Source organism: Polyangiaceae bacterium (assembly GCA_015075635.1).
In the GTDB taxonomy this organism is placed as follows: Bacteria; Myxococcota_A; Polyangia; order Polyangiales; family Polyangiaceae; genus JADJKB01.
In genome coordinates this window covers 1,984,962-2,010,910 of sequence record JABTUA010000003.1, presented here as the reverse complement: position 1 = coordinate 2,010,910, position 25,949 = coordinate 1,984,962, and the positions used below count along the sequence as shown (strand labels likewise).

The window sequence follows — 25,949 nt, the reverse complement described above, 5'->3', positions numbered from 1 at the left end:
TTCACTTCACTCGCTCGAAGCCCATGGTGTAGCTGACGCTGACGCTCCTGCCGCCCTCCGGCGCCGGGAACCCGATCCCGCGGACCGCGTTGCCGATGCAGATCCCGGTGGTGCTGGCGACGTCGGCGGTGGTGGCGGCCATGCTGGTCACGTTGCCGCCCGCGCCGATGCCGAACTTCAAGGTCACGGAGCCCTTCGGCGCGGGGTGCTGGTCGCGCTCGTAGCAGAAGCGGAAGCGCCCGAAGTTCGCGCGCAGGACTCGCTCCACCACCGCAGGCGGCAACCCCGCGGTCACCGTCGAGGCCACGCGCTTCACGCTGAAACCTGACTGGGGTCGGACCGAGACCAGCCTCGCATCCTTGATGCGGTGGCGCAGCGACACGACGTCGGGGCCGAGCGCGCCGAGCGACAGGAAACCTCGATCGACGCCGCGCCCGATGCGGGGTCCCGCGCTCACGAGCATCGACTCCACGCAGGCCAAGACGGGCGCGGGCAGCGGGCCCTTGACCAAGGCCCGCGTCGCGCCGGTCTCGTCGCTGTCCACGACGTAGCTCAGCGTACCCTCCACGCGCGGGTCGGCGGCGCAGCGTTGCTCGATCTCGCCGGGGTCACCGAGCGCGTTCGACGCCGTGTGCCGGGCGTGGCCGATTCCGCGCTCGCCGGGAGTGGACCAGACCGGGATCAGCTTGTCGTCGTGGTGACCCGCGAGCAGGCGCATCACCGCTTTCTGGCGCTCGGCCGCGTCCGCCGGCAGCGCGTACTCTTCGAGCTTGCCCGGGAGCACCAGCTCCGGCGCCGGCTCGGCGACGACGCTCGGGCTGCCGGTGGCCACCGCGCTGGCCGTCGCGGGCGGCGGCGGGGGCGGCGGCGGGGGCGGCGGCGACGCGCAGGCGAAGCCGAAGGCGACGCTCGAGCCGAGGGCGAGCAGAGTGACCGAGCGCCGGCGCGTACGGCGCGCCACGCCGAGGGCGGCGAGCGCGACGAGCAGAAACGCCGGATCCGCGCCGCCCCGGCCGAGACCGCAGCCGATGCCGGAGCCGAGCGTCAGGCTGTTCCCGAACGGCGAGCCCGTGGCGATGGCGGGGGTCTGGCTTCGAGGCGCGCTCTTCCGCGGCGCGCGTGGCGCGGGGGGCGGCACCAACAGCGCCGCCGCGTCCATGCTCGGGGCGCTGCCGAGCGTCGGGTCGAGGAGCGCCATCAACGGACGCCGGGCGCTGACGCACGCCGCGTCGCAGCCTTCGGCCTCGGCGGGCACCAGCACCAGATCGCCGAAGCCGCGCCGGTGCTCTTTCCAGTCACCGAAGGTCGAGAGACGAGCGCCCGCCGGCACGAGCGCGCCGAGCTCCTCCCCCAGCGCGCTCGCGATCTCGCCTTCGTAGCGCACCCCCTCGCTCCAGGGCCGCCGGATGTTCCCGGCCACCGGCGCGAGCGGCACGTGGAAACCCTGCGTCACCAGCCAGACCTGGAGCTCGCGCCCGCGCTGCTCGGGCGCGTCTTCGGGCTCTTCGTAGGGGTAATACGGCAAGGGGCTGTCGAAGGAGAAGCGCACGGCCCGACTGACCAGCGCTCGACCTTCGTCCACCTTCTGCTTCTTGCCCTCGTAGCGCAGCGCCACGAAGAAGAAGCCGAGCTTCACGTAGCGCTCGATCCACTTCTGACCGGCGGCGCTGGCCTTGAACTGGTTCTTCTTCAGCCAGTCCCCCAGCGCCTTCGCGTCCGTCGCCGAGAGCACGAAGCTCTGGAAGTCGCCGATGCGCTTCTTCTCCAGCACCTGAACCGGCGGCGCCCCGCCCGCCGCGATGCCGCGCCCGAAACCCTCACCCCCGCCCTTGCTCCCCGGAGCGCCCAGGCCGTCGGCAGGCGTGTCGAGCAGCGTATGCGGAAAGCGCGCCTCGAGCGCGTCGAACGGCGGGTTCTTCACGTCGTTCACCTCGGGGCGCGCAGGCGTCGGGACGATGAAGCCGAAGGGCAGCTCGCCGGTGTTGGTGAAGCGCACCTCGCGCACGAAGTGCTGCCGGCGCGTCGAGGCGTCCCACAGGATGAGCGTGCGCTCCTCTTCCATGCTCGGCGGCGCCTTGACCTTGAGGTTCGGCACGAACATCCCGCAAGCGCTCGCGTCGCGGAGCGGCAGCAGGCAGGACACGAGCACGGCGAGGACGAGGCCGAGAGACCCGATGCGCGAGAACGACATGACCGCAAGGTAAGCGCGGATCGCCGGCGGCGTCGACGGGCGCGCCGTGTCGGGATTACCCTCGGGTCGATGGACCAGAAGGACCTCGGCCGGAGCGCCACCCGCCTCTGGAAGCTGATCGCCGAACGCGCACGAACGGGCGCCGACGTCGAGCGCATCGACGAGCGGATCTGGGATCTGTTCGGCGAGGAGTGGGCGGTGATGTTCACGGATCTCGCCGGCTTCTCCCGCAACGTGGAGGAGTTCGGCATCCTCCACTTCCTCCAGGTGATCTGGGAGCACCAAGAGCTGCTCGCGCCGGTCATCGCCGACCACGACGGTCTCTTGCTCAAGACCGAGGGCGACAGCCTGATGCTGCTGTTCCGCAGCCCGCACCGCGCCCTGGACTGCGCGCTCGCGATGCAACGCGCCTGCGCGCAGGTGAACCAGCGCCGCAAGCCCGAGGATCAGATCCTGCTCTGCGTCGGCATCGGCTTCGGGCGCGTGCTGCGCATCGGCGACGAAGACGTGTGGGGCCAGGAGGTCAACGCGGCGGCCAAGCTCGGCGAGGACACCGCCAAGGCCGGCGAGATCCTGGTCACCGCCGGCCTGCACGCCGCCCTCGGCGGCGACGCGTCGCTGCGCTTCGAGCCGATCGGAAAGGTGACCGGCTCGGAGCGCAACTACCGCTGGCTCCCGCAGGAGCGTTGAAGGTCTGCGCGAAAGCCGGCGAAGCCGGCTCGCGTGGGGTGGGGCCCCAACGAATTCACTTCGTTGGGGCGGGGAGGCGCGTGCCTCCCCGACTGACAAAGTGAAAGAGCTGTCGTTTCTTCGACAGCTCTTGACTCACCAGGTGCAGCCGTAGCTGCTCATCGCGGTCTTGGTGGCATCCAGCGCCTGCTTGCACGAGGCGGGCAGGCCGGCCTTGGTGGTGGGGTTCGCGGCGAGGTTCTTGTAGGTCTCCCGCGTCTTCTTCATCGCGTCCTCCAGGGCCGGGCGCGCGACGGCGGGCACCTTCTCCTTCAAGCACGCCTCGTACTTGGTCAGGTACTCGTCGCACTCGGGCACACCGATGGAATCCCCGCTCGCCGCCGAGCTGGTGGACCCGGAGGTCGACGACTCCTCCTTCTTCTTGCACGCGAGGAGCGCGACCACGACCACAGCCATTCCGAGCCCAACAGTCATTCGAGACGAACGTACCATTCGATGTTTCCCTCCGAAGGGCGACAGCATAGTCGAAGCACCGGTCGCTCCGCGGAGTTTTTTGAGAGCCCGGCGTAAGCGCGCGGAGCCGCCGCGCGTTCAGCCCTCGCGGAGCTCTGCGCACTCGGGAGAGCCGGCTCCGCCCGCGTTCGCGCCGCAGATCTTCCACGCTCGAGGGGCGTCTCACCGAGCAGCTTTCCAACTGGAGGAACTCGTGATGAACAAATGCTTGCTCGCTTGCTCGCTCGTCGTCTCCCTGGCCGCGCTCTCCGGCTGCACGCAGACCGCCGCCCCCCAGGCCCCCGCGCAGTCTCCGCAGGTGGTGCTCGCCGCACCCGATCAGGCGGGGGTCAGCGTGACCGGTCGCGGCGAGGCCAGCGCCGCGCCGGACGTCGCGTACTTCGACGTCGGCGTCGAGGTGGACGCCGCGAACGTGGCCGCCGCGCGGAGCGGCGCGGCCAAAGCGGCTGAGCGGGTGCTCGGCGCGCTGAAGCAGAACGGCGTGGACGCGAAGGATCTACAGACCTCGAGCCTCAGCATTTCGCCGCGCTACGACCACGTCGCGGGCCGCGAGCGGATCGCCGGCTACACGGTGACGACCAGCGTCACGGTCAAGGCGCGCAATCTGGACTCGGTGGGTCAGCTGATCGACGCGGCCACCAGCGCGGGCGGCAACGCGACGCGCGTCCAGGGGATTCGCTTCGGCTTCGACGATCCGGCGAAGCTCCGCGACGACGCCCGCGAGCGCGCGGTGGCCGACGCACGGCGCCGCGCGGACGAGCTGGCGCGCCTGTCCGGGATCCGCCTGGGCAGGCCCATCACGGTCGAGGAGGTCGCGGTGAGCCAGTCCGTCCCTACCATGCCACTGGAGAGCGCCGACGTGGCGCGGATGCCCATCGAGCGCGGCACCGGCAGCGTCGCGGTCGAGGTGCGCGTGCGCTGGGGCATCACCGGGGCGTGAGCGCTCCCGGCGCGGGCTCGACTCGGTTAGCATGGCTGGCCATGAACCCGAGTCGAGCGCTCGCCCCGGCCATCGCTGCCCTGCTGGTCTGCCGGCCCGCCGCGGCCACGGTGAGCTGCGGGCAGGACTGCTACCAGGCCGACAGCTGCGAGCAGGCCGCCGTGCAAGCCGCGGTGGACGCGGCGCTCGCGCAGAACGGCGGCACGGTGAAGATCCCGGACCCGGCGGGTGCTCCGTGCCAGTGGTCGAAGGCGGTGCAGGTCGACGGCACCCTGGCTCCCCTCGACATCGTCGGCCAGAGCCAGGACACGACGCGCATCCGCGTGAGCGAGCAGGCCTTCGACGTCGCGGGCAAGCCCGGCACGAGGCTCACCATCTCCCAACTCCAGCTCTCGGACGCCACCTGCACGGGAACTTGCGACTCGATCATCGGCGTGGGCGGCGGCGACCAGTGGCGCTTCCACCACCTGCGCTTCGAGACGACCGGCGTGTTCACGCGGCTGTTCCGCACCTACGGCCAGACCTTCGGGCTCATCGATCACGTCACCGTCACCGGCTCGACCCCCAGCGAGTTCGTCACCGTGGACGACGAAGGATTCCCCGCCTGGAAGCGCCCGCTCGATCTCGGCGGCCTCGCGGCGGTCTACGTCGAGGACTCGGACATCGCCTTCACGGGCTCGTGGGAGGGGCGCCCGTTCGACGGAGAGAACGGCGGCCGCATGGTCGTGCGCAAGAACAAGATCAGAAATCAGATGCTCGGCAGCCACGGCCTCGACTCGGGCTTCGGCGCGAGCATCTTCAGCGTCATCGCCTACTCGAACTCGTTCGTGTTGGACGACGACGCCCCCGCCTGGAGCTCGAAGACCTGGGGCCGCCTGGCGCATTTCCGCGGCGGCACCGGCATCCTGTACGACAACGACTGGACCATCGGCGGCGACATCTGGATCGGCGCCGCACACATCGATCTGGCCATTTACCGCACGCCGACCGACGCCGGAGGCAACGAGCACTGGCAGCCCTGCGACGGCTCTCAGTACCGAATGTGCTCCAACATCGGCAAGGACTGGAGCCTGCAAAGCGGCAACTTCCCCTACAACTGCAAGAGCGATCAGGACTGCGTGGACGAGATCGGCGCCGGCACGACCTGCAAGTGGAAGACCTGCTCGGTCTCGAAGCTCGAGCTCTGCGCGGCCGACGGCGACTGCCCGAGCAGTGAGACGTGCAACGGCTACTTGGACGGCCCGGCTGCGGACGGCTACCCCTGCTACATGCAGCCCGGCTTCGGCACCCAGATGCAGCGCGCGCCCTGGTACGAGTGGGGCAACACGCGCAAGGGCGGCGAGGGCTCGAGCGGCTGCAACGGCTGTGACGTGGACTTCGGGGAAGACGTGTCGCAGCTCGAGCCGGGCCGCGACTACTTCGACGACGTCCCCGTCGGCACGGCGCTGCCGGCGAGCTGCAAGCCCCACGACGGCTTCTTCCACACGGCGGAGAGGGTGCTCTACGCCTGCGACGCCGCGGGCAAGTGGCAGAAGCACTACACGGAGCCGCCGTATCCGCACCCGCTCCAGGGCGGGTCGAGCGGCGGGACCGGCGGCAGCGCGGGGAGCGGCGGCAGCGGCGGCAGCGGCGGCGCCGGCGCGGCGGGCGGCGGCGCCGCCGGCACGGCCGGCGCGGCGGGCTCGGGTGGCGCGACCAAAGGCGAGTCGGACGACGACGGCGGCTGCGGCTGCACGCTGCCGCGGAGCGAGAGCTCCGGGTTCGGCGCCCTCGCGCTCGCGCTCCTGTTGGCCCGCGCACGCCGGCACCGGCCTTCGTGTTAAGGGAGCGCCGTGCGGCTCCCTCGACAACCCGTCGTCTTCGTCACCGGCAAGGGCGGCGTGGGCAAGAGCAGCGTGGCCGCGGCACTGGCGCGCGCCGAGGCCGATCGCGGCGGACGCGCCATCCTGGTCGAGTTCGAGGGCGCAGCCGGCGCCACGCGGGCGCTCCGCCCCGAGACCGACGGCGTGACGACCGAAGTGGTCGAGTACATGGACGCGCTCGCCGGCGCCATCGCGTCCATGCTGGGCAGCCGGCTGCTCGGCAAGCTGATGGTCAAGCAGCGCACGCTGAAGAAGGTCGTGCAGGCCGTGCCCGCCGTGCGCGAGCTGGTGGCGCTCGACCGCGTGCGCCAGCTCCACGCGGAGCAGCCGAGCGCTCGCCTGTTCGTCGATCTGCCGGCCACGGGCCACGCGGTGGACTGGCTGCGCGTGCCCGCCGCCGCCGAGCGCTTCCTCAAGGTCGGGCCCGCCGCCAAGATGTGCCGGACCATCCAGCAAGAGGTGCTCGCCGCGGAGCAGAGCGCGCTGGTCGTGGTCTCGACGGCGGAGCCGGTCGTGGCGTCGGAGACCCGCGAGCTGGTGTTCCGCCTGAGCCACGAGCTCGGGCGCGCGCCGGATCTCCTGGTCCTGAACCGCGTGCCCCGCAGGCCCACGCCGGCGGAGCTCGAGCACGCGAAGCACGCGGCCACCCGCGATCCGGCCTTCGCGCCCCTGGCGCACGCCCTCACGGAGGACGCCGAGCTGGGCGCCGACGCGCTCCTGGCCCTGACCGCCCTGGACGGCATCGGCGCCGGCAAGATCGTGCAGGTCCCCGAGCTGTTCCGCGATCCGACCCCGCGGGAGCTGGGGCGGCACCTGGGCGCAGTCTCGTGACCGGCACTGGGCGCAGTCTCGTGACCGCGGGCTCGTGTTAGGCTCCCGTCCGTGGACAAGGTAGTGCGCATCGCCCGCCTGGCAGATGCCGATCGCGCGGATCTCGAAGATGCCCAGCGGAGCAGCTGCCAGGCCCGGTTCGAAGCGATGGAGGAGCTGAGGCGGCTCTATTTCGGCTATGACGACGATCCCCCGCGACTGGAAAGAGTTCTTGTCCGCGCTTCTCTCGGAGAACACAAAATTTCTTCTGATTGGCGCGCACGCCCTCGCCTACCACGTCGAGGCGAGGCTCACTGAGGACCTCGACGTCTTCGTCGAGCCGACTCCCGAGAACGCCGAGCGCGTGCTCCGCGCGCTCGAGCGCTTCGGCTTCGGCGGCAGCATCGCGGACGAGGGCGAGCTGGCCGTTCCCGACCGCGTCTTCATGCTCGGCGTCAAGCCGTGGCGGATCGACATCCTCACGGGGATCGACGGGGTCAGCTTCGACCAGGCCTGGCAAGGCCGCGAACAGGTCGACTTCCACGGCATCACCCTGTACGTGATCGGGCGCGCCGAGCTCCTGGCGAACAAGCGTGCTGCCGGGCGCAAGAAGGATCTGGTCGACGTATCTCTGCTCGAGGAGCTCGAGCCCGAGGACTGAGGTATGAGCGCGGCGCTGACGGTGGTGGTGGGTGGCGGCGGCGTCGGCAAGACGACGACCTCGGCCGCGCTCGCCCTCGCCCTCGCCCGCCAGGGCCGCCGCACCCTCGTGGTCACCGTCGATCCCGCGCGCCGCCTCGCGGACGCGCTCGGCGTGCAGATCGGCATCGAGAGCTGCCCCATCCGCATCGACGGCACCGAGCTCTGCGCGCGCATGCCCGACGCGCACAAGTCGGTCGATCTGTTCGTGAGCTGGCTGTTCGATGACCCGGCCGCCCGCGCCCGCGTGTTCGAGAACGGGATGTACAAGGAGCTGTCCAACGCCCTCGCCGGGGTCCACGAGCTGATCAGCGTCGCCTTCATCGATCACGAGCTCGAGTCCGGCCGCTACGACGAGGTCGTGCTGGACACCGCCCCCTCGCGCCACGCCCTCGAGTTCCTGGACTACCCCGGGCGCCTCGGCCGCATGCTGGAGGCCAAGACGCTCGAGTGGATGGTGGGCCTGGCCAGGCTCGCCGGCTCGACCCTGGACGAGCGCCCCGACGATCGCGGCCTGCTCGCCTGGGGCAAGAAGCGCGTCGGCCACCTGGTCTCGAACCTGGTCGGCGTCGTCGCCGTCCGCGACATCGCCGCGCTCTTCGCCGAGTTCCTCCCCGTCCGCGAGAAGTGGCTCCACCTGGTGAAGAACGTCGAGCGGCGCATCGCCCTGCCCAGCACGCGCTACGTGATCGTGACCGGCCCGAGCGGCAGCTCCCTGGACGACGCCGAGTACCTGGTGGGCGAGCTCCGCGAGCGCTCGCTCTCGGCCTCCGCGGTGCTCCTGAACCGCGCCGTCGGCGCCGCGCCGGCGTGGGTCGGCGCGCTCGAAGGCCGCGACGTGCCCGAGCTCGGCGAGGCGATCACGGCCTACCGCGACGAATACGCGGCCCGCGAGGCCCAGACCCGCGCCGCCGTCGCCGCGCTCCGCGGCATGCTGCCGGCCAAGACCCCGCTCGCCGCGCTGCCCACCCTGAAGACCAGCGACCCGCGCGAGATCCTGATCGCGCTGGCGGGTGAGCTCGGGGGGTCGGCGCTCGTGCGCGGGTAGGCAGAGTGAGCTCAGCGCGGCGTCAGGATGCGCACGCGAGCGGGCTCGACGATGACGATGCAGCCGGCGAGGCGATCCAGCAGAGCACGGTCGAGTGCCTCGATGAGGCGCGTTGCCCGTTGTTCCGGCGACCACGCGTTGGGCAGGCGCAACACGAGAATCCCCGGGTGCCGGCCGGGCGGGAAGCGCAGCGAGTTCGCGAAATCCGTGTCACCCGCGACGAGCACCCGCGACTCCGAAGCCGCTCGCGCGGCCACCGCGCTGTCTGCGGCGCCCCGCAAGCCCGCGTCGCGAACATCCGCTACGTCGTCCAGATGCGGACAACGCACGGGTGATCGCCCGAGGCAGCGACTCGTCCACCAGGAAGGTCGCCATCGGTCAACCGACAGCCCTAGCCTCGTCCTGTTCGGCGAGCCACGCCCCGTATCGGACTGCAGCTCTGATCTGATCCGGCGTCAGGTCGTACTCGAGAACGATCTCGCTCTCGGACACACCCGCACCGAGCTGGGCGAGAATCACCGCCGCGGGAATGCGCGTGCCGGCAATCACGGGCTTGCCGAACATGACCGTCGACTCAGCCGTGATGCCCGGTACAATCTCCATCGGCATGCCCGCAGTATGCCTCCTGTCGGCACAACCTGCCACCAAACGGTCGAGGCAGCGCAGACTCGAAACGACGCGTCCCCTCCAGCCGCGTGAGCGCGAGCATCGGCACGACGCCAAGGGTCTTGGTGAGACGCTGCCGCTCGCGCTCACCGGCTAAGGAGGGGACCGCGGAGCGAAGCGACGCGAGGGGAGGCAACCCTGCACGAGCTCGAGTCCGGCCGCTACGACGAGGTCGTGCTGGACACCGCCCCCTCGCGCCACGCCCTCGAGTTCCTGGACTACCCCGGGCGCCTCGGCCGCATGCTGGAGGCCAAGACGCTCGAGTGGATGGTGGGCCTGGCCAGGCTCGCCGGCTCGACCCTGGACGAGCGCCCCGACGATCGCGGCCTGCTCGCCTGGGGCAAGAAGCGCGTCGGCCACCTGGTCTCGAACCTGGTCGGCGTCGTCGCCGTCCGCGACATCGCCGCGCTCTTCGCCGAGTTCCTCCCCGTCCGCGAGAAGTGGCTCCACCTGGTGAAGAACGTCGAACGGCGCATCGCCCTGCCCAGCACGCGCTACGTGATCGTGACCGGCCCGAGCGGCAGCTCCCTGGACGACGCCGAGTACCTGGTGGGCGAGCTCCGCGAGCGCTCGCTCTCGGCCTCCGCGGTGCTCCTGAACCGCGCCGTCGGCGCCGCGCCGGCGTGGGTCGGCGCGCTCGAAGGCCGCGACGTGCCCGAGCTCGGCGAGGCGATCACGGCCTACCGCGACGAATACGCGGCCCGCGAGGCCCAGACCCGCGCCGCCGTCGCCGCGCTCCGCGGCGTGCTGCCGGCCAAGACCCCGCTCGCCGCGCTGCCCACCCTCGAGACCAGCGACCCGCGCGAGATCCTGATCGCGCTGGCGGGTGAGCTCGGGGGGTCGGCGCTCGTGCGCGGGTAGGCAGCCGGGCAGCTTCGAGTGGAGACGATCGCGCGAAAGCGCGGCCTCTCGGACGCGACGAGGCTCGACGGAACGCGGCTAGTTCCGTGGAGTTATCGGTCCTGCGACTGTGATCAGAACGCGGCGCAAATCCAGGATCGTTTCCACTTCGACGCGCTTCCCGCCCCGCCTTGCCGCAGTGATCGAGTGGGCCTCGTTGCGCACGACGGTCTCGTCCACGCACTCGACGTTTCGCGGCGTGCGTAGCAGAAGACGTACGTGCCGAGGGCAGCGCCAGCGGGTTCATCGGAGGCGAAGTCGATCGCCGGCGTGACCTTGCCCGCGCTGTTTCATTGCGGGTTGCTGGCTTCACATCGCGGGACCGCGGCTTCTCTTCACAAGATCCTGCGGCACCCGTGATAGGGTGCCGATGCTGGGGACGCGAATCTTGCGCCGCGAGGACAATTGGTCGGTGATCGCCCTGGCCTCGCTGATGCTCGGGGGCTGCGAAGGCGAGCTCCGCTCGCGCCCAGTGAACAGCGGTGGCGTAGCCGGGAGTGACGCGAGTCTATTCGGCAGCGGAGGGACGGCGACGAAGCCGGCGCTGACCGGGAGCTGTGCCGGTGCGTGCCTGGGTCAGGCGAAGGGCGGCTGCTGGTGCGACGGGCAGTGCGAGCATCGCCGCGACTGCTGCGAGGACTTCGAGACCTTCTGCGCTTCCAGGGTGCTGCTGCCAGCCGGATGCGTGACCAGCCCGTGGGTCCTTGCGCTCTGCAATCCGGTGACCAACGAGGGATGCGCGCCCGAAGAGAAGTGCAAGCTGCATCCCGGGGGCCTGCTCTGCATGGGGGGTTTGCACGCGCTGGCGGAGGGCGACTCCTGTAACCCCGTTCAAGGGTACACGGAAGCGCGGTGCGGAAAGGGCCTGCACTGCCAAGCCACGGAAGCCGGGGACGAGCTCACCGGGACCTGCAAGAAGCTGTGTTGCTCGAACGCGGACTGCACCGCCGGTGAGTGCCATGCGTTCGATCCCCAGCTCGGCAACCTCGGGCGTTGCGAGTGAGCTACGGGCACTTGCCTGCAGCTCGCAGCTGAACGCCGGTGAGCACACCAGGGTGCGAGAGAACCTTCTTCCTCGCGATGCAACCCATCGTATCGCGGCGGACCGCCTCGACCTCGACGAAGCCCGCTGGGACGTTCATGAAGCCTCCACCCGTTTCGTCCACGGACGTCGCTGCTGTGGTCGTGGTACCGTCGACTTGACCCACGTTGCCGTAGAAGGCTTTGGTTTCCGGGCCCCACGGCTTCAACGCTAGTGACACCCCGGCGGGTTGGGCGCGTGAGCAGTCGTATGCCATGAACCACATCATGCCGAAGTCCAAGTCTATGGTTCCCACGAGCGGGAGCTCCTTCGTCGTATTCTTCGGGATCAACGTCACCGGGTACATGCCGGTCTTGGTGATGGGCCGCTCGACGTAACGGATGCTGCCGTAAGCGTCGGGGGAGTCCTCGGTGAAGAAATAGCCCTCGAACCCGTACGGGACTTGGAGGTCGAGCTTCCCACCGCTGCTGGCGCCCGGGTCCGGGACGCTCGCCTTGCACTCGTCGATCCCCATGTTGGGCTCGCAAGCGCGAATTTTCTTGCCGGCCGGCTTCGCGCTCATTCCGAAGAGCTTGAGCTCGAGAGTGACCACGACAGGTGGTCCTTCCCCGACCTCCTGCGGGGGCTCGTCGAGACACGACCAGTCCGGACGCTCCGGGTAGGCGCACTCTTGCTTGCACTCGTCCGCGAGGCAGCCGCCCAACGCTCTCGCCGCGTCGATGCCTTCCGGATGCAGCCGCTCGCAATCCCCCCGGCAGTGGGCATCGCCACAGGGCCAAGAGCAGTACGCGAGCGCGATACACTCCGAGCTGCGGGCGCAGGCCACTTGCGCGTCGGCACACTTCTCCGCGCACCCCCCGCAGCCTGCGCTCGGCATTGGGAGCCCCCACTCGGGGGTACACGCCTCCGCGCAGGCGCTGGCGCTGCACGCAGCCAGGTCCGCGAGGGAGTCACGGAACCCGGTCAAGTAGCTCTGTCTGCAGTCCGAACGATCTTCATCGCTGTCGGCCGCGGCCAGGCACGCCGCTGCGCTCGCGCAGCCGGCATCGCCGCGACACGCGGCGAGAGCATCGCAGCAATGGGCCCGCTGGCAGGCGGCACAGGCGCTGGTCGCCCCGCCCTCGCACGGCGCACGCTCCTCGATGTCCGCGAGCTGGCGGCAGCTCGCCCCGAGAAACCCGGCGGCGAAGAGCCCGAGGACCAGCCTGACATTCATGGCACTGCCTCCGAGCACGCGGCCGTGTCCGGGATCTGACATCGATTCTGGAAGCACACGGCTGGCGCACGGCACGGTCCCCCGCTCGGGTGGCGCACCTCTCTCACGCCGCAGGCGAGGCGATCCTCGACGACTGGCACGCAGGTTTGCGTAACCGGCGAGTCGGGGAGACCGTCCGAGCGCGTCTGACAGACGAGGCCGGGGAGGCACTGCGCGCCAATCGGCGAAGGACCGCAGGCGTCGTGCAGCGAGCGCCACTCGTACGGAACACAAACGCCTACCCCCTTCTGCGTGCCTTCACGACACACCAGCTGCCTGGGCCACAGCTCGCAGGGGTCCTCCTCTCCGCTGGTGCACGGCGCACTCTCGCCCAGCCGCTTCGAGCACTTGCCGCCCACGCAGGCGAGCTCGGGCGAGCAGGCGACGCCCGGCCCGCACTCCTGGTTCAGCTCGCTGAACGTGGTGCACATTCCCTGGCGGCACACCAGCGTCGCCGCGCAGTCCTCGTCGTCGAAGCAGCTCGCGCCAAACTCCCTTGGCGTGGAGCAAGTGCCACAAGCGCCGCGCGCGCGCGCACATGAGCCGCTCTGGCATTGGCTGTCTTCGAGGCACGGCTCATCGGCAAGTAGCTTCCCTTTCGTGGTGCACGCTTTCGGCGGATTGCGACCGACCTCAGCTCTGAGCCAACCGCTGCAGTCCTTGCTCGAGTCACCCCAAGCCTGGGCGCATTCGCGGACACCTCTTGGCGAGTCCGACGAGCCCGCGCCGAAACGCGTGCGCTCGCAGAGCTCGGCTCGGCGCGCGACGCAAGTCGCCACGTCGCCGTAGGACGCTCGGAATGTCTCTGAGAGGCAGCGCCCACCGGCCTCGCACCAAGCGGCCGCGAGCTCGGTGCATGCGGTGCGGATCTCCGCGAGGCGGTTCGGTGCCGATCGCTCCTGCTGCGTGTTTTCGCACGCCAGCGCGAGCAGGAGCGCAGCGAAAAGCGACCTCACCAGTACCATTCGCCTCGCTTGGGGTCGTAGACCACGACGCCGCTGGTGATGCCGTCCGGGAGGTAGACCAGGCCGCCGACGACGTAGATGCGGCCGTCGGAGAGGGTCGCGGCGGCCATGTCCCGCTGCGGGAGTGGCAGCGGCGCTGGCGCGAGCGCCCAGCGGTCCCCAACCGGGTCGTACACCTGCACATCGCTGGAAGGGGGTATTCCGCCGCGATCGCCGATGCCTCCGAAGTAGTAGATGAGGCCGTCTGGTCCAGCCACCGCCGCGCCGAGCGCCCGACGCAACGGCATCGAAGCTCCGTGAGTCCACGTGGCGCCGTCGTAGATGCTCACGTCGTCCGTGGTCGATCCCAGCGGGACCCAATGGCTGCGGTAGCCGCCGAGCAGATGGATCTTACCGTTCGGCCCGAGCACGGGCCGAGCCCCCCAGCGCGGGGGTGGACCGTCGACGGTCCCCTCCAGCATCCAGTCGCCACCTTGCTCGAGCGATTCCATGCTCGCGAGCGACCACGCCGGCCCGCCGTCGTCCTCGTCCGAGTTCTTGGCGACCCATACGTTCCAGCCCCAGAGCACATGCGTGACGCCTGCCAGATCCGTCACCGCCGCCGCGTCGGCTCGGGCCACCTGGAGCTTCGGCGGGGAGGACCATCCGTTGTCGTTCGGGTCGTATGCGTCGACGCGATCGACGGCCAGATCGCCGAACTGGGTCCCTCCGATGGCCAGCACGCGGTCACCCTGCGCCACCGCCGACAGCACCGTGCGCGGGACGGTCATCGGTTTGACCTCGCTCCAACGGTTGGTTGCCGGATCGTAGGCCTCCACCCTGGTCGTGGGCGCGAACGTGTCGTCGTGCCCGCCGATGGCGTACATCCTCCCGTCGGAGGCGACTGCCACGGCGTGCAGCGCACGGGGACGACCCATCGGCGCCGGGCTCGTGCACTGCCCAGCGAAGCACCCCTTGCCGAGCTCGGTGCAGGCGTGGCCGCATTCGCCACAGTGATCGCGATCCGTGGAGAGATCGACGCAGATTCCGCCGCAGCGCGCGGTGATCCCGGGACAAGCAGCGCTCGCAGGCGAACCGCCGTCCGCACACGCCGACACCGCCAGAGCGGCGAGCATGGCCCAGCGCACCACGTCAGAACCTCCCTCGAACCGCGGCGCTGCTCGGCGCGACCACGAGCCCTACGCTCGCCCCGTCGGTCTCGGCGCTGAGCACCAGGTAGGCCCCAAGCCCGAGCGCGGCAGCTCCGATGACGAAGCTCGCCGTGGAAACATCGGCGTTGGTCGTCGCCTCGTTGGACAGCTCCGAGCCCCGCACCGTGCAGCCGTTCCGGCACGACGCTTCGCTGTCATCACGCTTCGACAGTGCGCGAAGACCGAAGTAACTGCCGGCGCCGACGCCCAGCACTCCTGCGCCGCCGACGATGAAGCCCCAGGTGCGTTGAACCCGACCGTTGCCGTCCTCCACAGGAGGGCGACGGTGCACCGCACGCACTACGGGAGTCGGCTTTGGCGGTGGTGCAACCGGGTCTGGCTCCGGCAGGCGCTCGAGCCGAGGGACGACGACCGTCTGCTTGTCGCCCTCGTTCTGCACCGTGATCGTCCTGCGCCAGGTTTGGTGTCCGGCGGCCATCACGACCACTTCGTGCGAGCCTCCGTCGACGGGCATGGCCGAGCCCCACGCCGCGCGTGCCACCTCGGAGCCCTCGCGAGTGATCGCCAGGCCCGGGATGTCCGCGGCCGGCGGAACCAGGATCACCACGCGCGAGAGCCGCGGCTCGATGTGAGCGATGTGCTCGGTGGCGATCGTCACACGGTCTTCCCGATCGTCACGCCGGCCCATCGCCAGCGCGTCGTTGAAAGCGCTGTACGCGCTGGCAAGCTTGCCGATCGCCTCGTAACAGAGGCCCAAGTTCATGACCGTTCCGCCGCCGGGGTCGAGGCGGTGGCTCTCCGCGAGCTTCGGGCACGCCTCCTGCGGTTTGCCGGCGGCCATCAGCTCGCGTCCTTGCTTGAAGAGCTCGGTCGCGAGCGCGCTGTCCTCGGGGGTCGGAGCCGCATTCGCGTGCACCGCAAGCGCGAACGCGAACGTGCAGACCACCCCCGCGCGAGCCATCCTCCCGCGAACGATAGACTGCGTGGCGTGCGTTGAGCCAGTCCCTCCTGTTTCGGACATGAGCGGTGCTCGCGGTGCTCCTGTTGGGTGGAATCCGTGACGGACGCTTGTGAAAGGCACCTGGCGGCCTTCACAACCTGGCGCTGCGGCTTCTCTCCGCAAAAGGAGCCCTCAGGATGATCGTTTTCACGCGAATCAGTTGGATCGCCTTGGCGTCGTGTCTCGTGGCGTGCGGGAACGGAGAGTCCGGCGAGGCCGGAGCGAAGCCCGACGGGGGTGCCGACGGCGCCGACGCGGACGCTGGCGGAACCGATGCCGAGGCCGGCGTCTCCGACAGCGGCGGCGAAGGCCAAGACGCTACGTCCGAGGGTGGGGACGACGGCGGACCGGACGGGACTCTGTCGAGTGTCGCCTGCACGCCGCCGCCCGGCGTCTGCTTCGTGAACTGCGGTAGCTTGCTCCAATCCGTGCACTCGGGAACGTGCACTGTCCCACCCTGCTTGGACATTTCGGCGGCGACCGCCGACGTAGCGCAGGAGCTTCAAACCTGCTGCTCGAGCAAGTGCGCAAGCCCGTGCTTGGGTTGTCCGTTCCAAGGGCTCCAGGCATCGTCCGAGTGTGCGAAGTGCCTCGAGTTGAGCTGCACGCAAGAGGTGGCGAACTGCACCGCGGACCAGCGCGTGGCGTGCAATCCGGTGACTGGAAAACCTTGTGCCACCTGGGCCGGCGCCGCCTGTGACGTGGCGTGGCCCGACCAGGCCTTCGTCTGTTGGGGCGGTCCGAATCCCCAAGGCGAGTGTGAACCGTGCAAGTACTACGGCAGCGGCTACAAAGGTGACTATCCGAAATTCTGCGCACCAGGACTCACCTGTGTGGATGCGAGCGGCCAGCCGACGAAGTCGACGGGGACCTGCCGCCGCTACTGCTGCTCGGACACCGACTGCAGCGGCAAGTGCATGCTGGGCGGCTTTCCGTGGGCGCCTGAGGTGGGACTGTGCGTGGCGACTTGCACCTCTCCAGAAACGGCGCCGTCGGCAGGGACCTGCGCCGCACACTGAGGAGGGCTGCGCGGGAGGTCGGCTTTCACACTCCGTCGCGTCGGCTTCTGTCTCCTCGAGGAGTACAGAAAATGGCCAGTACCCATCTGTTCATCGCGATCTCCGTCCTTGCCTGCGCCGCTTGCGGAGGCGTCGCCGAGCGCGAGGAGCGGCAGCCCTGGACCGTCGACGGCGAAGACTCGAACGCCGACGCCGCTACCCCAGCCGCTCGGGACCGGACCGGATCGGCAGGCGTGAACACCGGAGTGCTGCGAACCTCTTTCTCACAGTCTGCGCGCGAAACCGTGTGCGTCACGACCGAAGCCGACGGCCGGATCGCCGCGATGGATGAGTTCTTCTGCGAGGCACTTCCGGATGACGAGCAGGGCGGCGAGCGTGCGCGCTGCGGGGGCTGCACCATGGGACTCAGGCCGGCCCGCGACGGACACTGGCTGCTGGCGGCGCAAGAGGACGCTGAAGCGTGCGCGGTCTTCGCTGGCAGCTACCTACTCGTCCCGCCGTCGAGAGCTTCGCAGTGCACGGCGCCTTCACTCACCCCGTGCGGTGACACCTACTGTGTGGGCGAGTGCGAATTCGGGCCGCACGGAACGCCCGTGTGCGTCGAACGCGCGGAGCACTGACTACTTCTGCTCGCTCCACGGATCCCGCTTGCTCGCCGGGCTTGCGCTCTTGACTGGAGCCGGCATCTGCCTGCGAACGGCTTTCGGCGCCGTGGCAGCGGCCGAAGCGGGCGGCAGCACCGTTTCTGGCGTGCTCGGCGGAAGCGTAGGGACCGCCGTCGGCCCGGAACGAGGCGGTTCCGGCGCGACCTGCGCGCTCGGCGCTGCCGCAGGCGTCGAGCCGCTCGAACGCCAGAGGACGAACCCAAACGCCGCCGCGCCACCGGCAGCAATGGCCACGAGCGGCCAGCGACGGCGCTCCGGCTGGCCTGCCGCGTCCAGCGCGGCGATGACCTCCTCCGCGCTCGGGAATCGGGAGGCGGGATCTTTGGCCAAGCATCGGAGCACGACTTGTTCGAGCGGTCGCGCGACGCCGTCCAATCTGGCGGGCTCGTCGCGATCCACCGCGATCAGGATTTCCATCGCGCCCTCGCCGTTGAAGGGACGCCGTCCGGTCAGCATCTCGTAGAGCAACACCCCGAGCGAGAACAGGTCGCTCCGCGCGTCGACTTGCCCGCCCTTCGCCTGCTCCGGCGACATGTAGCTGGGCGTGCCGAGGATCCGGCCTTCCACGGTGGAGAGGACCGTCGCAGACTCGATGGCCGGGCCGCGCGAACCGATGGGTTTGGCCAGACCGAAGTCGAGGATCTTCACGGCGCCATCCGCGCCCACCATCACGTTGTCGGGCTTCAGATCGCGGTGGACGATGCCGGCTGCGTGGGCCTTGACGAGCGCCCGCGCGATCTCGCGAGCGATGCGCACGGCCTCCCCACTTCGCAGCGGACCGCCTTCCAGCACGTGCCTGACGGTCTGCCCGTCCACGTATTCCATGGCGATGAAGACACTGCCCCCTGCCTCACCCGCTTCGTACACGGCGGCGATGTTCGGGTGGCTGACGGCGGACGCCGCACGCGCCTCGCGCAGCAGACGACTCCTCCTTTCCGAGTCCTCTGCGACCCGCAGCGGCAGGACCTTGAGCGCCACGCGCCGGCCGAGGCGGCTGTCCGTCGCGGCGTACACGATGCCCATTCCCCCGCGACCGAGCTCGGCGTCGATTTGGAAGCGACCGAGCTCCGTGCCTACGCGATCCGGCTCTTCCGTCGGCGGAGCGACCTCTTCGACCCGCACGGCCGCGCGCAGGAAGGCGTCGTCGCTGTCCGAGTCCGGCTCGTCAGATCCGAGCCCGGAGTCGGCGGTGGCCTGCGCCCCAACCGAGCTCTTCGTCACGACTCTGGCTCCTTCTCCCGCACCAGACCTTCTCGGCGCGCCAGCGCGAGCAGCTTCTCTTTCGCGAGCTGGAAACGCTTGCGCAGCCGCGCTGCTTCGCGCTTCAGAGCGTCGGCCCCGAGCTCGCTCTCGCCCTCGTTCAGCACCTGTGCGAGCTCGTTCCACGAAAGGCCCTTGTCGAGGCGCAGAATGAGCAGCTCCTGGTCCTCACGCGGCAGCGACTCGCGCAGGGCCGCCGCCCGCGTCTTCGTCTCGGTCTTCAGGTGCTCGAGCGTCGCGCTGCGCACTTGCTCCGCGACCGCGGTGAGCGCCGACCCCTCGGGGAGCGCCTCCTGTCTCCGCGCGCGCCGCCTGGTATCGCGCTGGTATGCCATCGCGGCCCGCCGCACCACGGCGTAGGCCCAGGTTCTGAAGGACGACTGCCACGCGAAGCCCGGCAGCCCCCGCCAGAGGCGCTCGCTGGCCTCCGAGAAGACCTCCGATGCCATGGTCTCGTCGCGATGGAACGCCATCAAGAACCCGAACAGCTCGGGCCCGTATCCGCGCAACCCCGCCGTTGCCGCACCCGCCAGATCTCCGAGGTCGAAACGACGGCGGATCTCTGACTCGAGCTCGCTCGGTGCCTCGCCTCCCATGGGTTCCGCCTCGACCGCCGAGCGTACATGGATTTCTCGCTCTGTTGCCAGCGCTGAAGACCAGCGACCCACGCGAGATCTTGGTGGCGCTCGCGGGGGAGCTCGCGGGGTCGGCGCTGGTGCGCGGGTAGTCAGCCGGGCTCGTCGAGCGCCGCTCGGATCCGGCGCAAGGCCTCGGCGAGATCGCCGAGCACGAGCTCGTCTTCGAGCCGCAGCACCCGATAGCCGAGCCTGCTAAGCCGGCGGTCTCGCCGCGCGTCGGCGCCGCGGCGCTCACGATGCCAGCCACCGTCGACCTCGATGACGAGCCTGCACGCAGGCAGCAGGAACTCGACCACGTACCGATCGATGACCACCTGACGGCGCACCGAAACGCCCAGCCGCGACGCGCGAAGGTGCTGCCACAGGGCGGCTTCCGAGCGAGTGGGCTGCGCCCGCATGGCGGCGGCGCGGTCCGCGAGGACTTGCTGGCGACGAAGCTGAGCGATGGGGTGAGCGGACATGGTTCCTCCGAGGCCCGGCGTGGTGGGCAGGCTTCGCGACCCAGGGCGCACGATCTGTGACACGCCGCCCCAGGCGCTCTCGGTCGCGCACGCGCATGCGAGAGCGGCGTGGCGCGACAGTCCACCGCGCGGCGTGGCGCAGAGCGTGGGCCGACGAGCGGAGCCCGACCGCCGCGCCGGGCCGAGGACACCGGGCCGCTCGCAGCAGCGAGCGACGACGTGCCAGCTACGAAACACCGCGCGCAGCGACGGGCGCGGGACGACCCGTCTTCCCCATTCGGGCGTAAGCCCGAATTTGGGGAAGACCGACGCCGCGAAGCGGCGGCGAGGCATAAGACGGGGGTGGCGGTTGGAACGCTCGGTTCAGCTGTTCTCAGAGTGCTCGCGCTGACTGTGTGGCTGAGCGCCCATCGCCTGGAACGCGTGCTCTGCGACCGGCGTCCTCCGGTGGTGGTACTGCCTCAAGTGCAAACCGAAACAGCCACCAAGGAGGACACCGATGGATCGCTATATAGGACTCGACGCGCATTCGCAAACCTGCACGTTCGCGGTGATGGGCTCGGCAGGCCGTCAGCTACGCGAGCAAACGCTCGAGACGAACGCGAAAGTGCTGATCGACTTCGTTCGCACCATTCCCGGACAGCGTCGCCTGTGCATGGAGGAGGGCACCCTCAGCGAATGGCTCTGCGAGGTCCTGGAGCCGCACGTGGCGGAGCTCGTGGTGGTCCAGCCCGACAAGCATGCCGGAGCGAAGAACGACTCCATCGATGCCTGGAATCTCGCCTCGAAGCTCCGCAAGGGCGACCTCGAGAACGTCGTTTTCAAGGCGCGCGGCCGCTTCACGCAGCTGCGCGAGGCGGTGCGAGCTCATCGGGTCACTACTGCCGACGTGGTCCGCACGAAGCTCAGGCTCAATGCGCTGTATCGCTCTCGGGGCATCCACGGCATGGGCAACGAGATCTACGACCCGGATACCCGAGATCAGTGGCTGCCGAAGCTGCCGCCGGCCCGAGCGCGCATGGCTCAGCTGCTGTCGACCGAGCTCGACGGTCTGTGCGAAGTCCGCGAACAGGCGGAGATATGGCTGCTCGAGCAAGCACGGGAGCATGCGGAGGTGCGCCGGCTGACGACGCTGCCAGGTATCGGCCCGGTGCGCGCAGCGTACATCGTCGCGATCGTCGTCACGCCGTTCCGCTTTTCCACGAAGCGCGACTTCTTCGGGTACTGCGGCCTCGGCATCGTCACGCGCAGCTCGTCGGACTACGAGCGCGACGAGCGGAGCCAGCGCTGGGTGCGCCGTCAGGTCGCCCACACCCGCGGCCTCAACCGCAACCGCAATCCCCTGCTGAAGGCCATATTCAAAGGCGCGGCGCTCAGCGTCATCGCCCAGACCGATCACCCGCTGCGCCGCGACTACGACCGGCTGCTGCAGAACTCCAAGCCACCGCTCGCCCGCCTGACGATTGCACGTCGCATCGCTTCGGCCACCCTGGCGATCTGGAAGAAAAAGGAGGAGTACGACCCGGCCAAGCACTGCACGACAGACGCGAAGTAGCTGCTCGCCACTCGCGCTCTCGGTGCAGATGGAGCGAATGCTCGCCGGCGGCTCCCAAAAACTTCGAGGACAAGCACCCATGCCCCAACTGGCCCCCTGTACGCGCAGCGGAGGTCCCCATGCGAGGTTGTGCGTCCTCGGAGCATCTACTGAAGCCATGGACCCAAGAGGCCCTTCCAGGAGGATCGTGCCGCCCTAATCGGACAGGCACGGACATCTACTTTCAGAACGCCATCAGCAGCTCATCGTCTCCGCACCGCGACACGCCGTCTCGATCAGCGCCGCCAGACTCGCGTACCTGGAAAGGCGCTAGCCCCGAGCGCTACTCCGTGACTGCTAGCCAACCGCCCGACGCGCAAATTGCGTCGTGGGCCCTGGCCACGCGAAGAACCATTCTTGACATCTCCCCCTCCAGGAGTTGGGGCAGGAAGATGGCAGAAGATCCCCCGCGAGTGGTTCCCTTGGTGAGTGGGCCACGGGGTTCTTGGTCGTGACCGGGTGTTCCCGCGAGGTGGATCGGATGACGCTTGGACTGGCGACGTGAGCCGTCAGTCCGCGATCTTGATCAGGAGCTTGCCCTGGTTCTCGCCGCTGAAAAGCCTGCGCAGGGAAGTGGACGCATGCTCGAGCCCATCGACCACGTCGAGGCGCAGCCGGAGCTTGCCCTGCTGCACCCACGGCAAGAGCACTCCGATCGCCTCGAGCGCACGTGGTAGGTAGTCGAGCACGATGAACCCCTCCATCCTCCCGCGGCGAACCAGGAGCGCCAGGTAGTTCTTGGGGCCGACGACCTCGGCGCGATTGTACTGAGAGATCGCTCCGCACAAGACGACGCGTCCTCGCATGGCGAGGTTGGCCAGCGCCGCGTCCAGGATCGTGCCGCCCACGTTGTCGAAGAACACGTCGGCACCGTTCGGACACTCGGCCGCAACCGCGCGCGCCAGGTTCTGGGTGTTCTTGTAGTCGATCGCCGCGTCGACTCCGAGCGCATCGACCAGCCACTGGCACTTCTGGCTGCCTCCCGCGATGCCCACCACGCGGCAGCCGAGCTGCTTGGCGATCTGGCACACTAGCGAGCCGGTGGCGCCGGCCGCCGCAGAGACGAGGACGGTTTCACCAGTCTTCGCCTTGCCGACGTCGATCAGCCCGAAGTACGCGGTGAGCCCGATGTGGCCGAGGACGCCCAGGGCCTGGGTGGGATCGAGCCCAGGAGGGAGCTTCGTCCAGGCACGCGCCGGTGCCACGGCGTAGTCGGCAAAGCCGCCCATCCCTTGCACGAGCTCCCCCACCGCCAGCGACTCGGAGCGCGAGCGCTCGACGCGACCGACCGTGAGCCCGCGCATGGTTGCGCCCAGGGGCAGCGGGGGAAGGTACGTGGGTTCTTCGTTCATCCAGCCGCGGTTGGTCGGGTCGAGAGAGAGGTACAGGTTTCGGACCAGCACCTCGCCGTCACCGGGCTCCGCGAGCGGCCGGCGCTCGAGCACGAGCGTCTGATCGGTGATCTCGGGGCTCGGTCGCTGCTTCAGGATCCAGGCACGGGTTTCCAGGGTCATGGCTCCGTCCGTTGTAGCGGATCTGGATTGCTTCGGTGTCCTGATCTCCGAGTTGCGTGAACTCGTGCGCCACCGACCCGAAGCGCGGGGGCCCGCGCTATTCGTAGCCTGCTGCCGCGCGGACCGCCGCGAGCGCAACGACTGCTTCGGCGATGTCCGGCCGTCGGGAGGCGTCGCGCGCCATCAACCCAGCCGTGAGCGCCTCCAGCGGCTCGGGCACGTCGGCCCAGTGGTGTGGATGGAAGCGATCACGGCGATCCGCAGCCTTTCGATCGCGTTGCCAAGCGTGCGAGTCGCGCGTGTTTCGTGGCCTCGCCGACCACATGTGGTTCGGGTCGAAGCGCCGCGCATTTCGGAGATCGCTTCCACGTTGAGTGTAGAGCGCCTGCGCGCACCGAGGTGACGTTGGCCGCGTTCAGCACCGGAGTGGCGACGTCACTGTTCGTGGTCGTCCCGTCGCCAAGTTGCCCTTCCGAGTCCCCTGGCGCACGCCCTCACGGAGGACGCCGAGCTGGGCGTCGACGCGCTCTTCGCCCAGACCGCCCTGGACGGCATCGGCGCCAGCAAGATCGTGCGGGTCCCCGAGCTGTTCCGCGATCCGACCCTGCGCGAGCTGGGGCGGCACCTGGGTTGCCCATCACAGCCTCCCCTCGAGTGAAACCCGCAAGACTCGATGCGAAGGTTGCGTCGCCGGCTTTTGCGGCTGCTGGCTCCAATGCTTCACGCGATACGAAAGCGCGACGAGCAGCGCTCCAAATGCGATGGCGCAGATGCCGAACAGCCAGACCATCGAGAGCGCGCCGGCGATCGGAAACGCGAATACGACGAGCCCGAACACTATGGACAAGATCCCACTCGCGACCAGCAACCCTCCCCCGCTCATGACCTTGCGCAGGCCGATTGCCGCGGCGATCTCGGCGACACCGGTCAAGAGGGCCCACGCGCCCACCATCATGGCCAGGACGAGCGCCGTGATGCCGGGCCAGACGAACGCGAGGACTCCCGCGCCGATGCTGACGAGCCCTTCGAAGAAGTACCAGCCCCAGCGCGCGCCTCGGCGTCCTCGCTTCGCCGCGACGGCGAGCTCGAACACGCCATCGATCACCGCATACGAGCCCCAGACGAACACCAGCGCGAGCAAGCCCGGACCGGGCAGGACGAGCGCGAGGATCCCGAGCAGGATGGCGGCAATCCCTCGCACGAGCAGTGCCCACCAGCGAGCCCTCAGCGCACCGACGATTTCATTCTGATAGTTGTCCATTGGCGTCCTTTCCGCGCTCCACCATCGGCGCGCTGCGATTCGGCGGGAGCACCCGCCCGACGACGATGAAGCCCGCGAGCAGCATGGCGACGGCAGGCAGCACGGGCGATTCGCGACTGCGCAGCTTCGTCACGAGTGCACCAACCAAGATCAACGACAGACACGCGGCTGCGATCGGTGTGAGAATTGGAGCAATTCCGAGGAGGGGCGGAAGGATCAAACCTAGACCGCCCAACACCTCCGCGAGTCCCAGCAGCCGGACCAGCGCTGCGCGCGCGTCTTTCGTCCAGGTCATCTTTTGGACGAGTAAGGCGCGTGGCAGCAACAGTTTGGGCGCGCCCGCGGCGATCATGATGGCCGCGAGAAGCGCTTGCGCGACCCAGAGTGCGGTGTTCATGGGCGCACCTCCACGGTGGCTTCGGAGGAAAGAGGCTTTGCCGGCACTGCGAGCTTCATGACTCCAAGTTGAACACGCGTGTTCAATCTGTCAAGTCGGGTACACAGCCATATTTTATATTGCATTTGGCCAGCAGAATTCACATATTAAACACCCATGTTCAGTTTCGCTTCGGGAGCGAGGTCGATGAGCACGAATGAGGAGCGAATTCGCGAAGCGGCGCTCCGCCTCTTCGCCCAGAAGGGCAGCGCCGCGATCACGGTGAGCGAGTTGGCGGAGGAAGCCGGGATCGCGCGAGGCACCGTCTACAACAACGTCGAGGCACCGGACGCTTTGTTCGACGAGATCGCCGCCAGTCTCGCAACCGAGATGCACGAGCGGTTGGCAACGATCCTGCCGACCCTCGACGATCCGGCCGAGCGCCTGGCGACGGGGATTCGGTGCTTCGTCCGTCGCGCGCACGAGGAGCCGAACTGGGGTCGTTTCCTGGTTCGCTTCTCGTTCAGCAACCACTTTCTGCAAACGATGTGGAACGCGGCGCCGATGGCCGATCTCGTGCTCGGATTATCGAAGCACCGCTACGATTTCGCGCCCGAGCACATCGCCTCGGTCGTGGCTCTCATCACGGGCACCACGCTCGCGGCGATGTTCTCGATGCTGAGCGGGTACAAGAACTGGCAGGACGCCGGCTCGGAGGCAGCCCAGCTCGTGTTGCGCAGCCTCGGCGTGACGCCCGCGGACGCGCGCCGAATGTCGACCAAAAAGCTACCGCTCCTGCCGAGCGCGGCCGAGGCGACGAATGGTCGCAAACGTCGGCGCGGTGAATGACGGGAGCGGCGTCAGGTCCCCCCGCGAGCACGCCGCGGCACCGGCGCATCCAGCACACGAGCGTCCGCGCGGCGTTCGAAGGGCAGCGGCTCTTCTTCTCGCACGTGCACCTGCACGGCGGACGCCTGGTGGATCGTCGCCCACGCCACATGCCGCACGCCGAGCGAGCGAAATCCAGCGCGCTCGCCACGCTCGGCGCCGACCGCCTGAAGCAGGTCGAGGACTTCTGCCGGAAGGCGCGCTGCCGTGAGCCGAGCCGAGGTCGAGGCGGCGCGGCAGCGGCTGGCCGCCGGCGCGAGCGGCGCGGAAGCGGAAGGTCGAGGCCACGGCTCCAGCCGCGCCGGTGGCCGCGCGCGATCCGGAGCAGGCATCGCCGCCTGGGCGAAGATCGACCGTGCCGCGTGTAGGGTGAAGGAGAGGAGAGTGGCTCGCAGCGCGCTGAAGAAGCTCGAGTTCGAGGGCTCCGAGTCGAAGAGCGCCCGCGACGGGGTCATGCGCCCGGACATTTCCCGAGCAATTCGCCAGCTCGACGAGCACTGCCGCGAGCGCGGCATCCACGTGCTCACGCTCTGAACGCTAC

Annotated in this window: 27 protein-coding genes; 13 read left to right on the top strand and 14 right to left on the bottom strand. The window is 69.2% G+C overall.

Features of this window, described 5'->3' with window-relative positions:
- Position 1: 1 nt before the first annotated feature.
- Complete coding sequence (locus HS104_39680; GenBank protein MBE7486080.1) at positions 2-2,191, bottom strand: DUF2330 domain-containing protein; 2,190 nt, start codon at positions 2,189-2,191, stop codon at positions 2-4.
- Positions 2,192-2,260: 69 nt separating this feature from the next.
- On the opposite strand from HS104_39680, the gene HS104_39675 reads away from it, so the two are divergent.
- The gene (locus HS104_39675; GenBank protein ID MBE7486079.1) at positions 2,261-2,881 is read left to right on the top strand and encodes an adenylate/guanylate cyclase domain-containing protein; all 621 of its coding nucleotides are present in this window, start codon (positions 2,261-2,263) and stop codon (positions 2,879-2,881) included.
- Positions 2,882-3,016: 135 nt separating this feature from the next.
- Here the strand turns inward: HS104_39675 and HS104_39670 are convergent, their stop codons facing one another.
- The gene (locus tag HS104_39670) at positions 3,017-3,337 is read right to left on the bottom strand and encodes a hypothetical protein (GenBank protein ID MBE7486078.1); all 321 of its coding nucleotides are present in this window, start codon (positions 3,335-3,337) and stop codon (positions 3,017-3,019) included.
- 253 nt (positions 3,338-3,590) lie between these two features.
- Here HS104_39670 and HS104_39665 point away from each other — a divergent pair, with 253 nt between their 5' ends.
- The 5 genes from HS104_39665 (at position 3,591) to HS104_39645 (ending at position 8,753) form a co-directional block, all read left to right on the top strand.
- Positions 3,591-4,334: an SIMPL domain-containing protein gene (locus HS104_39665; GenBank protein MBE7486077.1), complete on the top strand. Its 744-nt coding sequence runs from the start codon at positions 3,591-3,593 to the stop codon at positions 4,332-4,334.
- 41 nt (positions 4,335-4,375) lie between these two features.
- Entirely contained in the window at positions 4,376-6,157 is a 1,782-nt protein-coding gene (locus tag HS104_39660; protein MBE7486076.1) for a hypothetical protein, read from the top strand.
- Between the two features lie 9 nt (positions 6,158-6,166).
- Positions 6,167-7,027 carry a hypothetical protein gene (locus tag HS104_39655; protein MBE7486075.1) on the top strand — a complete coding sequence of 287 codons (861 nt, stop codon included), beginning with the start codon at positions 6,167-6,169 and terminating at the stop codon, positions 7,025-7,027.
- Positions 7,028-7,205: 178 nt separating this feature from the next.
- Positions 7,206-7,667: a nucleotidyl transferase AbiEii/AbiGii toxin family protein gene (locus HS104_39650; protein MBE7486074.1), complete on the top strand. Its 462-nt coding sequence runs from the start codon at positions 7,206-7,208 to the stop codon at positions 7,665-7,667.
- Between the two features lie 3 nt (positions 7,668-7,670).
- Positions 7,671-8,753 carry an AAA family ATPase gene (locus HS104_39645; protein MBE7486073.1) on the top strand — a complete coding sequence of 361 codons (1,083 nt, stop codon included), beginning with the start codon at positions 7,671-7,673 and terminating at the stop codon, positions 8,751-8,753.
- A gap of 11 nt (positions 8,754-8,764) precedes the next feature.
- Here HS104_39645 and HS104_39640 read toward each other — a convergent pair whose 3' ends face one another.
- The gene (locus HS104_39640) at positions 8,765-9,034 is read right to left on the bottom strand and encodes a DUF5615 family PIN-like protein (protein ID MBE7486072.1); all 270 of its coding nucleotides are present in this window, start codon (positions 9,032-9,034) and stop codon (positions 8,765-8,767) included.
- A gap of 97 nt (positions 9,035-9,131) precedes the next feature.
- Positions 9,132-9,362, bottom strand: a complete 231-nt coding sequence (locus HS104_39635; GenBank protein MBE7486071.1) for a DUF433 domain-containing protein — start codon at positions 9,360-9,362, stop codon at positions 9,132-9,134.
- 231 nt (positions 9,363-9,593) lie between these two features.
- Here HS104_39635 and HS104_39630 point away from each other — a divergent pair, with 231 nt between their 5' ends.
- Entirely contained in the window at positions 9,594-10,280 is a 687-nt protein-coding gene (locus HS104_39630; protein ID MBE7486070.1) for a hypothetical protein, read from the top strand.
- 409 nt (positions 10,281-10,689) lie between these two features.
- The gene (locus HS104_39625; protein MBE7486069.1) at positions 10,690-11,322 is read left to right on the top strand and encodes a hypothetical protein; all 633 of its coding nucleotides are present in this window, start codon (positions 10,690-10,692) and stop codon (positions 11,320-11,322) included.
- 1 nt (position 11,323) lies between these two features.
- Here HS104_39625 and HS104_39620 read toward each other — a convergent pair whose 3' ends face one another.
- From HS104_39620 to HS104_39605, 4 genes are read right to left on the bottom strand one after another with little or no spacing between them, the layout of a single operon-like run.
- On the bottom strand, positions 11,324-12,577 hold the full coding sequence (locus HS104_39620; GenBank protein ID MBE7486068.1) for a hypothetical protein: 1,254 nt from the start codon (positions 12,575-12,577) through the stop codon (positions 11,324-11,326).
- Positions 12,574-13,572 carry a hypothetical protein gene (locus HS104_39615; GenBank protein MBE7486067.1) on the bottom strand — a complete coding sequence of 333 codons (999 nt, stop codon included), beginning with the start codon at positions 13,570-13,572 and terminating at the stop codon, positions 12,574-12,576. The genes HS104_39620 and HS104_39615 overlap by 4 nt, the downstream gene beginning before the upstream one ends.
- Positions 13,569-14,711, bottom strand: coding sequence for a hypothetical protein (locus tag HS104_39610; GenBank protein MBE7486066.1), 1,143 nt, complete (start codon positions 14,709-14,711; stop codon positions 13,569-13,571). The genes HS104_39615 and HS104_39610 overlap by 4 nt, the downstream gene beginning before the upstream one ends.
- A gap of 1 nt (position 14,712) precedes the next feature.
- Positions 14,713-15,693, bottom strand: a complete 981-nt coding sequence (locus HS104_39605) for a tetratricopeptide repeat protein (GenBank protein ID MBE7486065.1) — start codon at positions 15,691-15,693, stop codon at positions 14,713-14,715.
- A 176-nt stretch (positions 15,694-15,869) separates the two neighbouring features.
- On the opposite strand from HS104_39605, the gene HS104_39600 reads away from it, so the two are divergent.
- A complete protein-coding gene (locus HS104_39600) occupies positions 15,870-16,751 on the top strand; it encodes a hypothetical protein (GenBank protein ID MBE7486064.1) in 882 nt (293 codons plus the stop codon).
- Positions 16,752-16,822: 71 nt separating this feature from the next.
- Positions 16,823-17,371, top strand: coding sequence for a hypothetical protein (locus HS104_39595; protein ID MBE7486063.1), 549 nt, complete (start codon positions 16,823-16,825; stop codon positions 17,369-17,371).
- Here the strand turns inward: HS104_39595 and HS104_39590 are convergent, their stop codons facing one another.
- The 3 genes from HS104_39590 to HS104_39580 all read right to left on the bottom strand — a co-directional run bounded on the left by HS104_39590 (position 17,372) and on the right by HS104_39580 (position 19,712).
- Complete coding sequence (locus HS104_39590; GenBank protein ID MBE7486062.1) at positions 17,372-18,637, bottom strand: serine/threonine protein kinase; 1,266 nt, start codon at positions 18,635-18,637, stop codon at positions 17,372-17,374.
- Positions 18,634-19,272 carry a sigma-70 family RNA polymerase sigma factor gene (locus HS104_39585; protein MBE7486061.1) on the bottom strand — a complete coding sequence of 213 codons (639 nt, stop codon included), beginning with the start codon at positions 19,270-19,272 and terminating at the stop codon, positions 18,634-18,636. The genes HS104_39590 and HS104_39585 overlap by 4 nt, the downstream gene beginning before the upstream one ends.
- Positions 19,273-19,403: 131 nt before the next feature.
- Positions 19,404-19,712, bottom strand: a complete 309-nt coding sequence (locus tag HS104_39580) for a DUF559 domain-containing protein (GenBank protein MBE7486060.1) — start codon at positions 19,710-19,712, stop codon at positions 19,404-19,406.
- Positions 19,713-20,325: 613 nt separating this feature from the next.
- On the opposite strand from HS104_39580, the gene HS104_39575 reads away from it, so the two are divergent.
- Positions 20,326-21,330: a transposase gene (locus tag HS104_39575; protein ID MBE7486059.1), complete on the top strand. Its 1,005-nt coding sequence runs from the start codon at positions 20,326-20,328 to the stop codon at positions 21,328-21,330.
- A gap of 548 nt (positions 21,331-21,878) precedes the next feature.
- Here HS104_39575 and HS104_39570 read toward each other — a convergent pair.
- The 3 genes from HS104_39570 to HS104_39560 form a co-directional block, all read right to left on the bottom strand.
- Positions 21,879-22,883 carry an NADP-dependent oxidoreductase gene (locus HS104_39570; protein MBE7486058.1) on the bottom strand — a complete coding sequence of 335 codons (1,005 nt, stop codon included), beginning with the start codon at positions 22,881-22,883 and terminating at the stop codon, positions 21,879-21,881.
- 637 nt (positions 22,884-23,520) lie between these two features.
- Positions 23,521-24,144 carry an HdeD family acid-resistance protein gene (locus HS104_39565; protein MBE7486057.1) on the bottom strand — a complete coding sequence of 208 codons (624 nt, stop codon included), beginning with the start codon at positions 24,142-24,144 and terminating at the stop codon, positions 23,521-23,523.
- Entirely contained in the window at positions 24,125-24,541 is a 417-nt protein-coding gene (locus HS104_39560; protein MBE7486056.1) for a DoxX family protein, read from the bottom strand. The genes HS104_39565 and HS104_39560 overlap by 20 nt, the downstream gene beginning before the upstream one ends.
- Before the next feature lie 186 nt (positions 24,542-24,727).
- Between HS104_39560 and HS104_39555 the strand changes: the two genes are divergently transcribed.
- Positions 24,728-25,369 (top strand): TetR/AcrR family transcriptional regulator, encoded by a 642-nt coding sequence (locus tag HS104_39555; GenBank protein MBE7486055.1) that lies wholly within the window; start codon positions 24,728-24,730, stop codon positions 25,367-25,369.
- Between the two features lie 246 nt (positions 25,370-25,615).
- Entirely contained in the window at positions 25,616-25,942 is a 327-nt protein-coding gene (locus HS104_39550; GenBank protein ID MBE7486054.1) for a hypothetical protein, read from the top strand.
- The last annotated feature ends 7 nt before the right edge of the window (positions 25,943-25,949 follow it).

Coding starts and splice junctions, on each gene's coding strand:
- HS104_39580 (MBE7486060.1), bottom strand. CDS start 19,712: ATGCGGGCGCAGCCCACTCGCTCGGAAGCCGCCCTGTGGCAGCACCTT.
- HS104_39650 (MBE7486074.1), top strand. CDS start 7,206: ATGACGACGATCCCCCGCGACTGGAAAGAGTTCTTGTCCGCGCTTCTC.
- HS104_39585 (MBE7486061.1), bottom strand. CDS start 19,272: ATGGGAGGCGAGGCACCGAGCGAGCTCGAGTCAGAGATCCGCCGTCGT.
- HS104_39595 (MBE7486063.1), top strand. CDS start 16,823: ATGGCCAGTACCCATCTGTTCATCGCGATCTCCGTCCTTGCCTGCGCC.
- HS104_39605 (MBE7486065.1), bottom strand. CDS start 15,693: ATGGCTCGCGCGGGGGTGGTCTGCACGTTCGCGTTCGCGCTTGCGGTG.
- HS104_39635 (MBE7486071.1), bottom strand. CDS start 9,362: ATGCCGATGGAGATTGTACCGGGCATCACGGCTGAGTCGACGGTCATG.
- HS104_39660 (MBE7486076.1), top strand. CDS start 4,376: ATGAACCCGAGTCGAGCGCTCGCCCCGGCCATCGCTGCCCTGCTGGTC.
- HS104_39675 (MBE7486079.1), top strand. CDS start 2,261: ATGGACCAGAAGGACCTCGGCCGGAGCGCCACCCGCCTCTGGAAGCTG.
- HS104_39680 (MBE7486080.1), bottom strand. CDS start 2,191: ATGTCGTTCTCGCGCATCGGGTCTCTCGGCCTCGTCCTCGCCGTGCTC.
- HS104_39570 (MBE7486058.1), bottom strand. CDS start 22,883: ATGACCCTGGAAACCCGTGCCTGGATCCTGAAGCAGCGACCGAGCCCC.
- HS104_39665 (MBE7486077.1), top strand. CDS start 3,591: ATGAACAAATGCTTGCTCGCTTGCTCGCTCGTCGTCTCCCTGGCCGCG.
- HS104_39600 (MBE7486064.1), top strand. CDS start 15,870: ATGATCGTTTTCACGCGAATCAGTTGGATCGCCTTGGCGTCGTGTCTC.
- HS104_39645 (MBE7486073.1), top strand. CDS start 7,671: ATGAGCGCGGCGCTGACGGTGGTGGTGGGTGGCGGCGGCGTCGGCAAG.
- HS104_39560 (MBE7486056.1), bottom strand. CDS start 24,541: ATGAACACCGCACTCTGGGTCGCGCAAGCGCTTCTCGCGGCCATCATG.
- HS104_39625 (MBE7486069.1), top strand. CDS start 10,690: ATGCTGGGGACGCGAATCTTGCGCCGCGAGGACAATTGGTCGGTGATC.
- HS104_39670 (MBE7486078.1), bottom strand. CDS start 3,337: ATGGCTGTGGTCGTGGTCGCGCTCCTCGCGTGCAAGAAGAAGGAGGAG.
- HS104_39565 (MBE7486057.1), bottom strand. CDS start 24,144: ATGGACAACTATCAGAATGAAATCGTCGGTGCGCTGAGGGCTCGCTGG.
- HS104_39620 (MBE7486068.1), bottom strand. CDS start 12,577: ATGAATGTCAGGCTGGTCCTCGGGCTCTTCGCCGCCGGGTTTCTCGGG.
- HS104_39555 (MBE7486055.1), top strand. CDS start 24,728: ATGAGCACGAATGAGGAGCGAATTCGCGAAGCGGCGCTCCGCCTCTTC.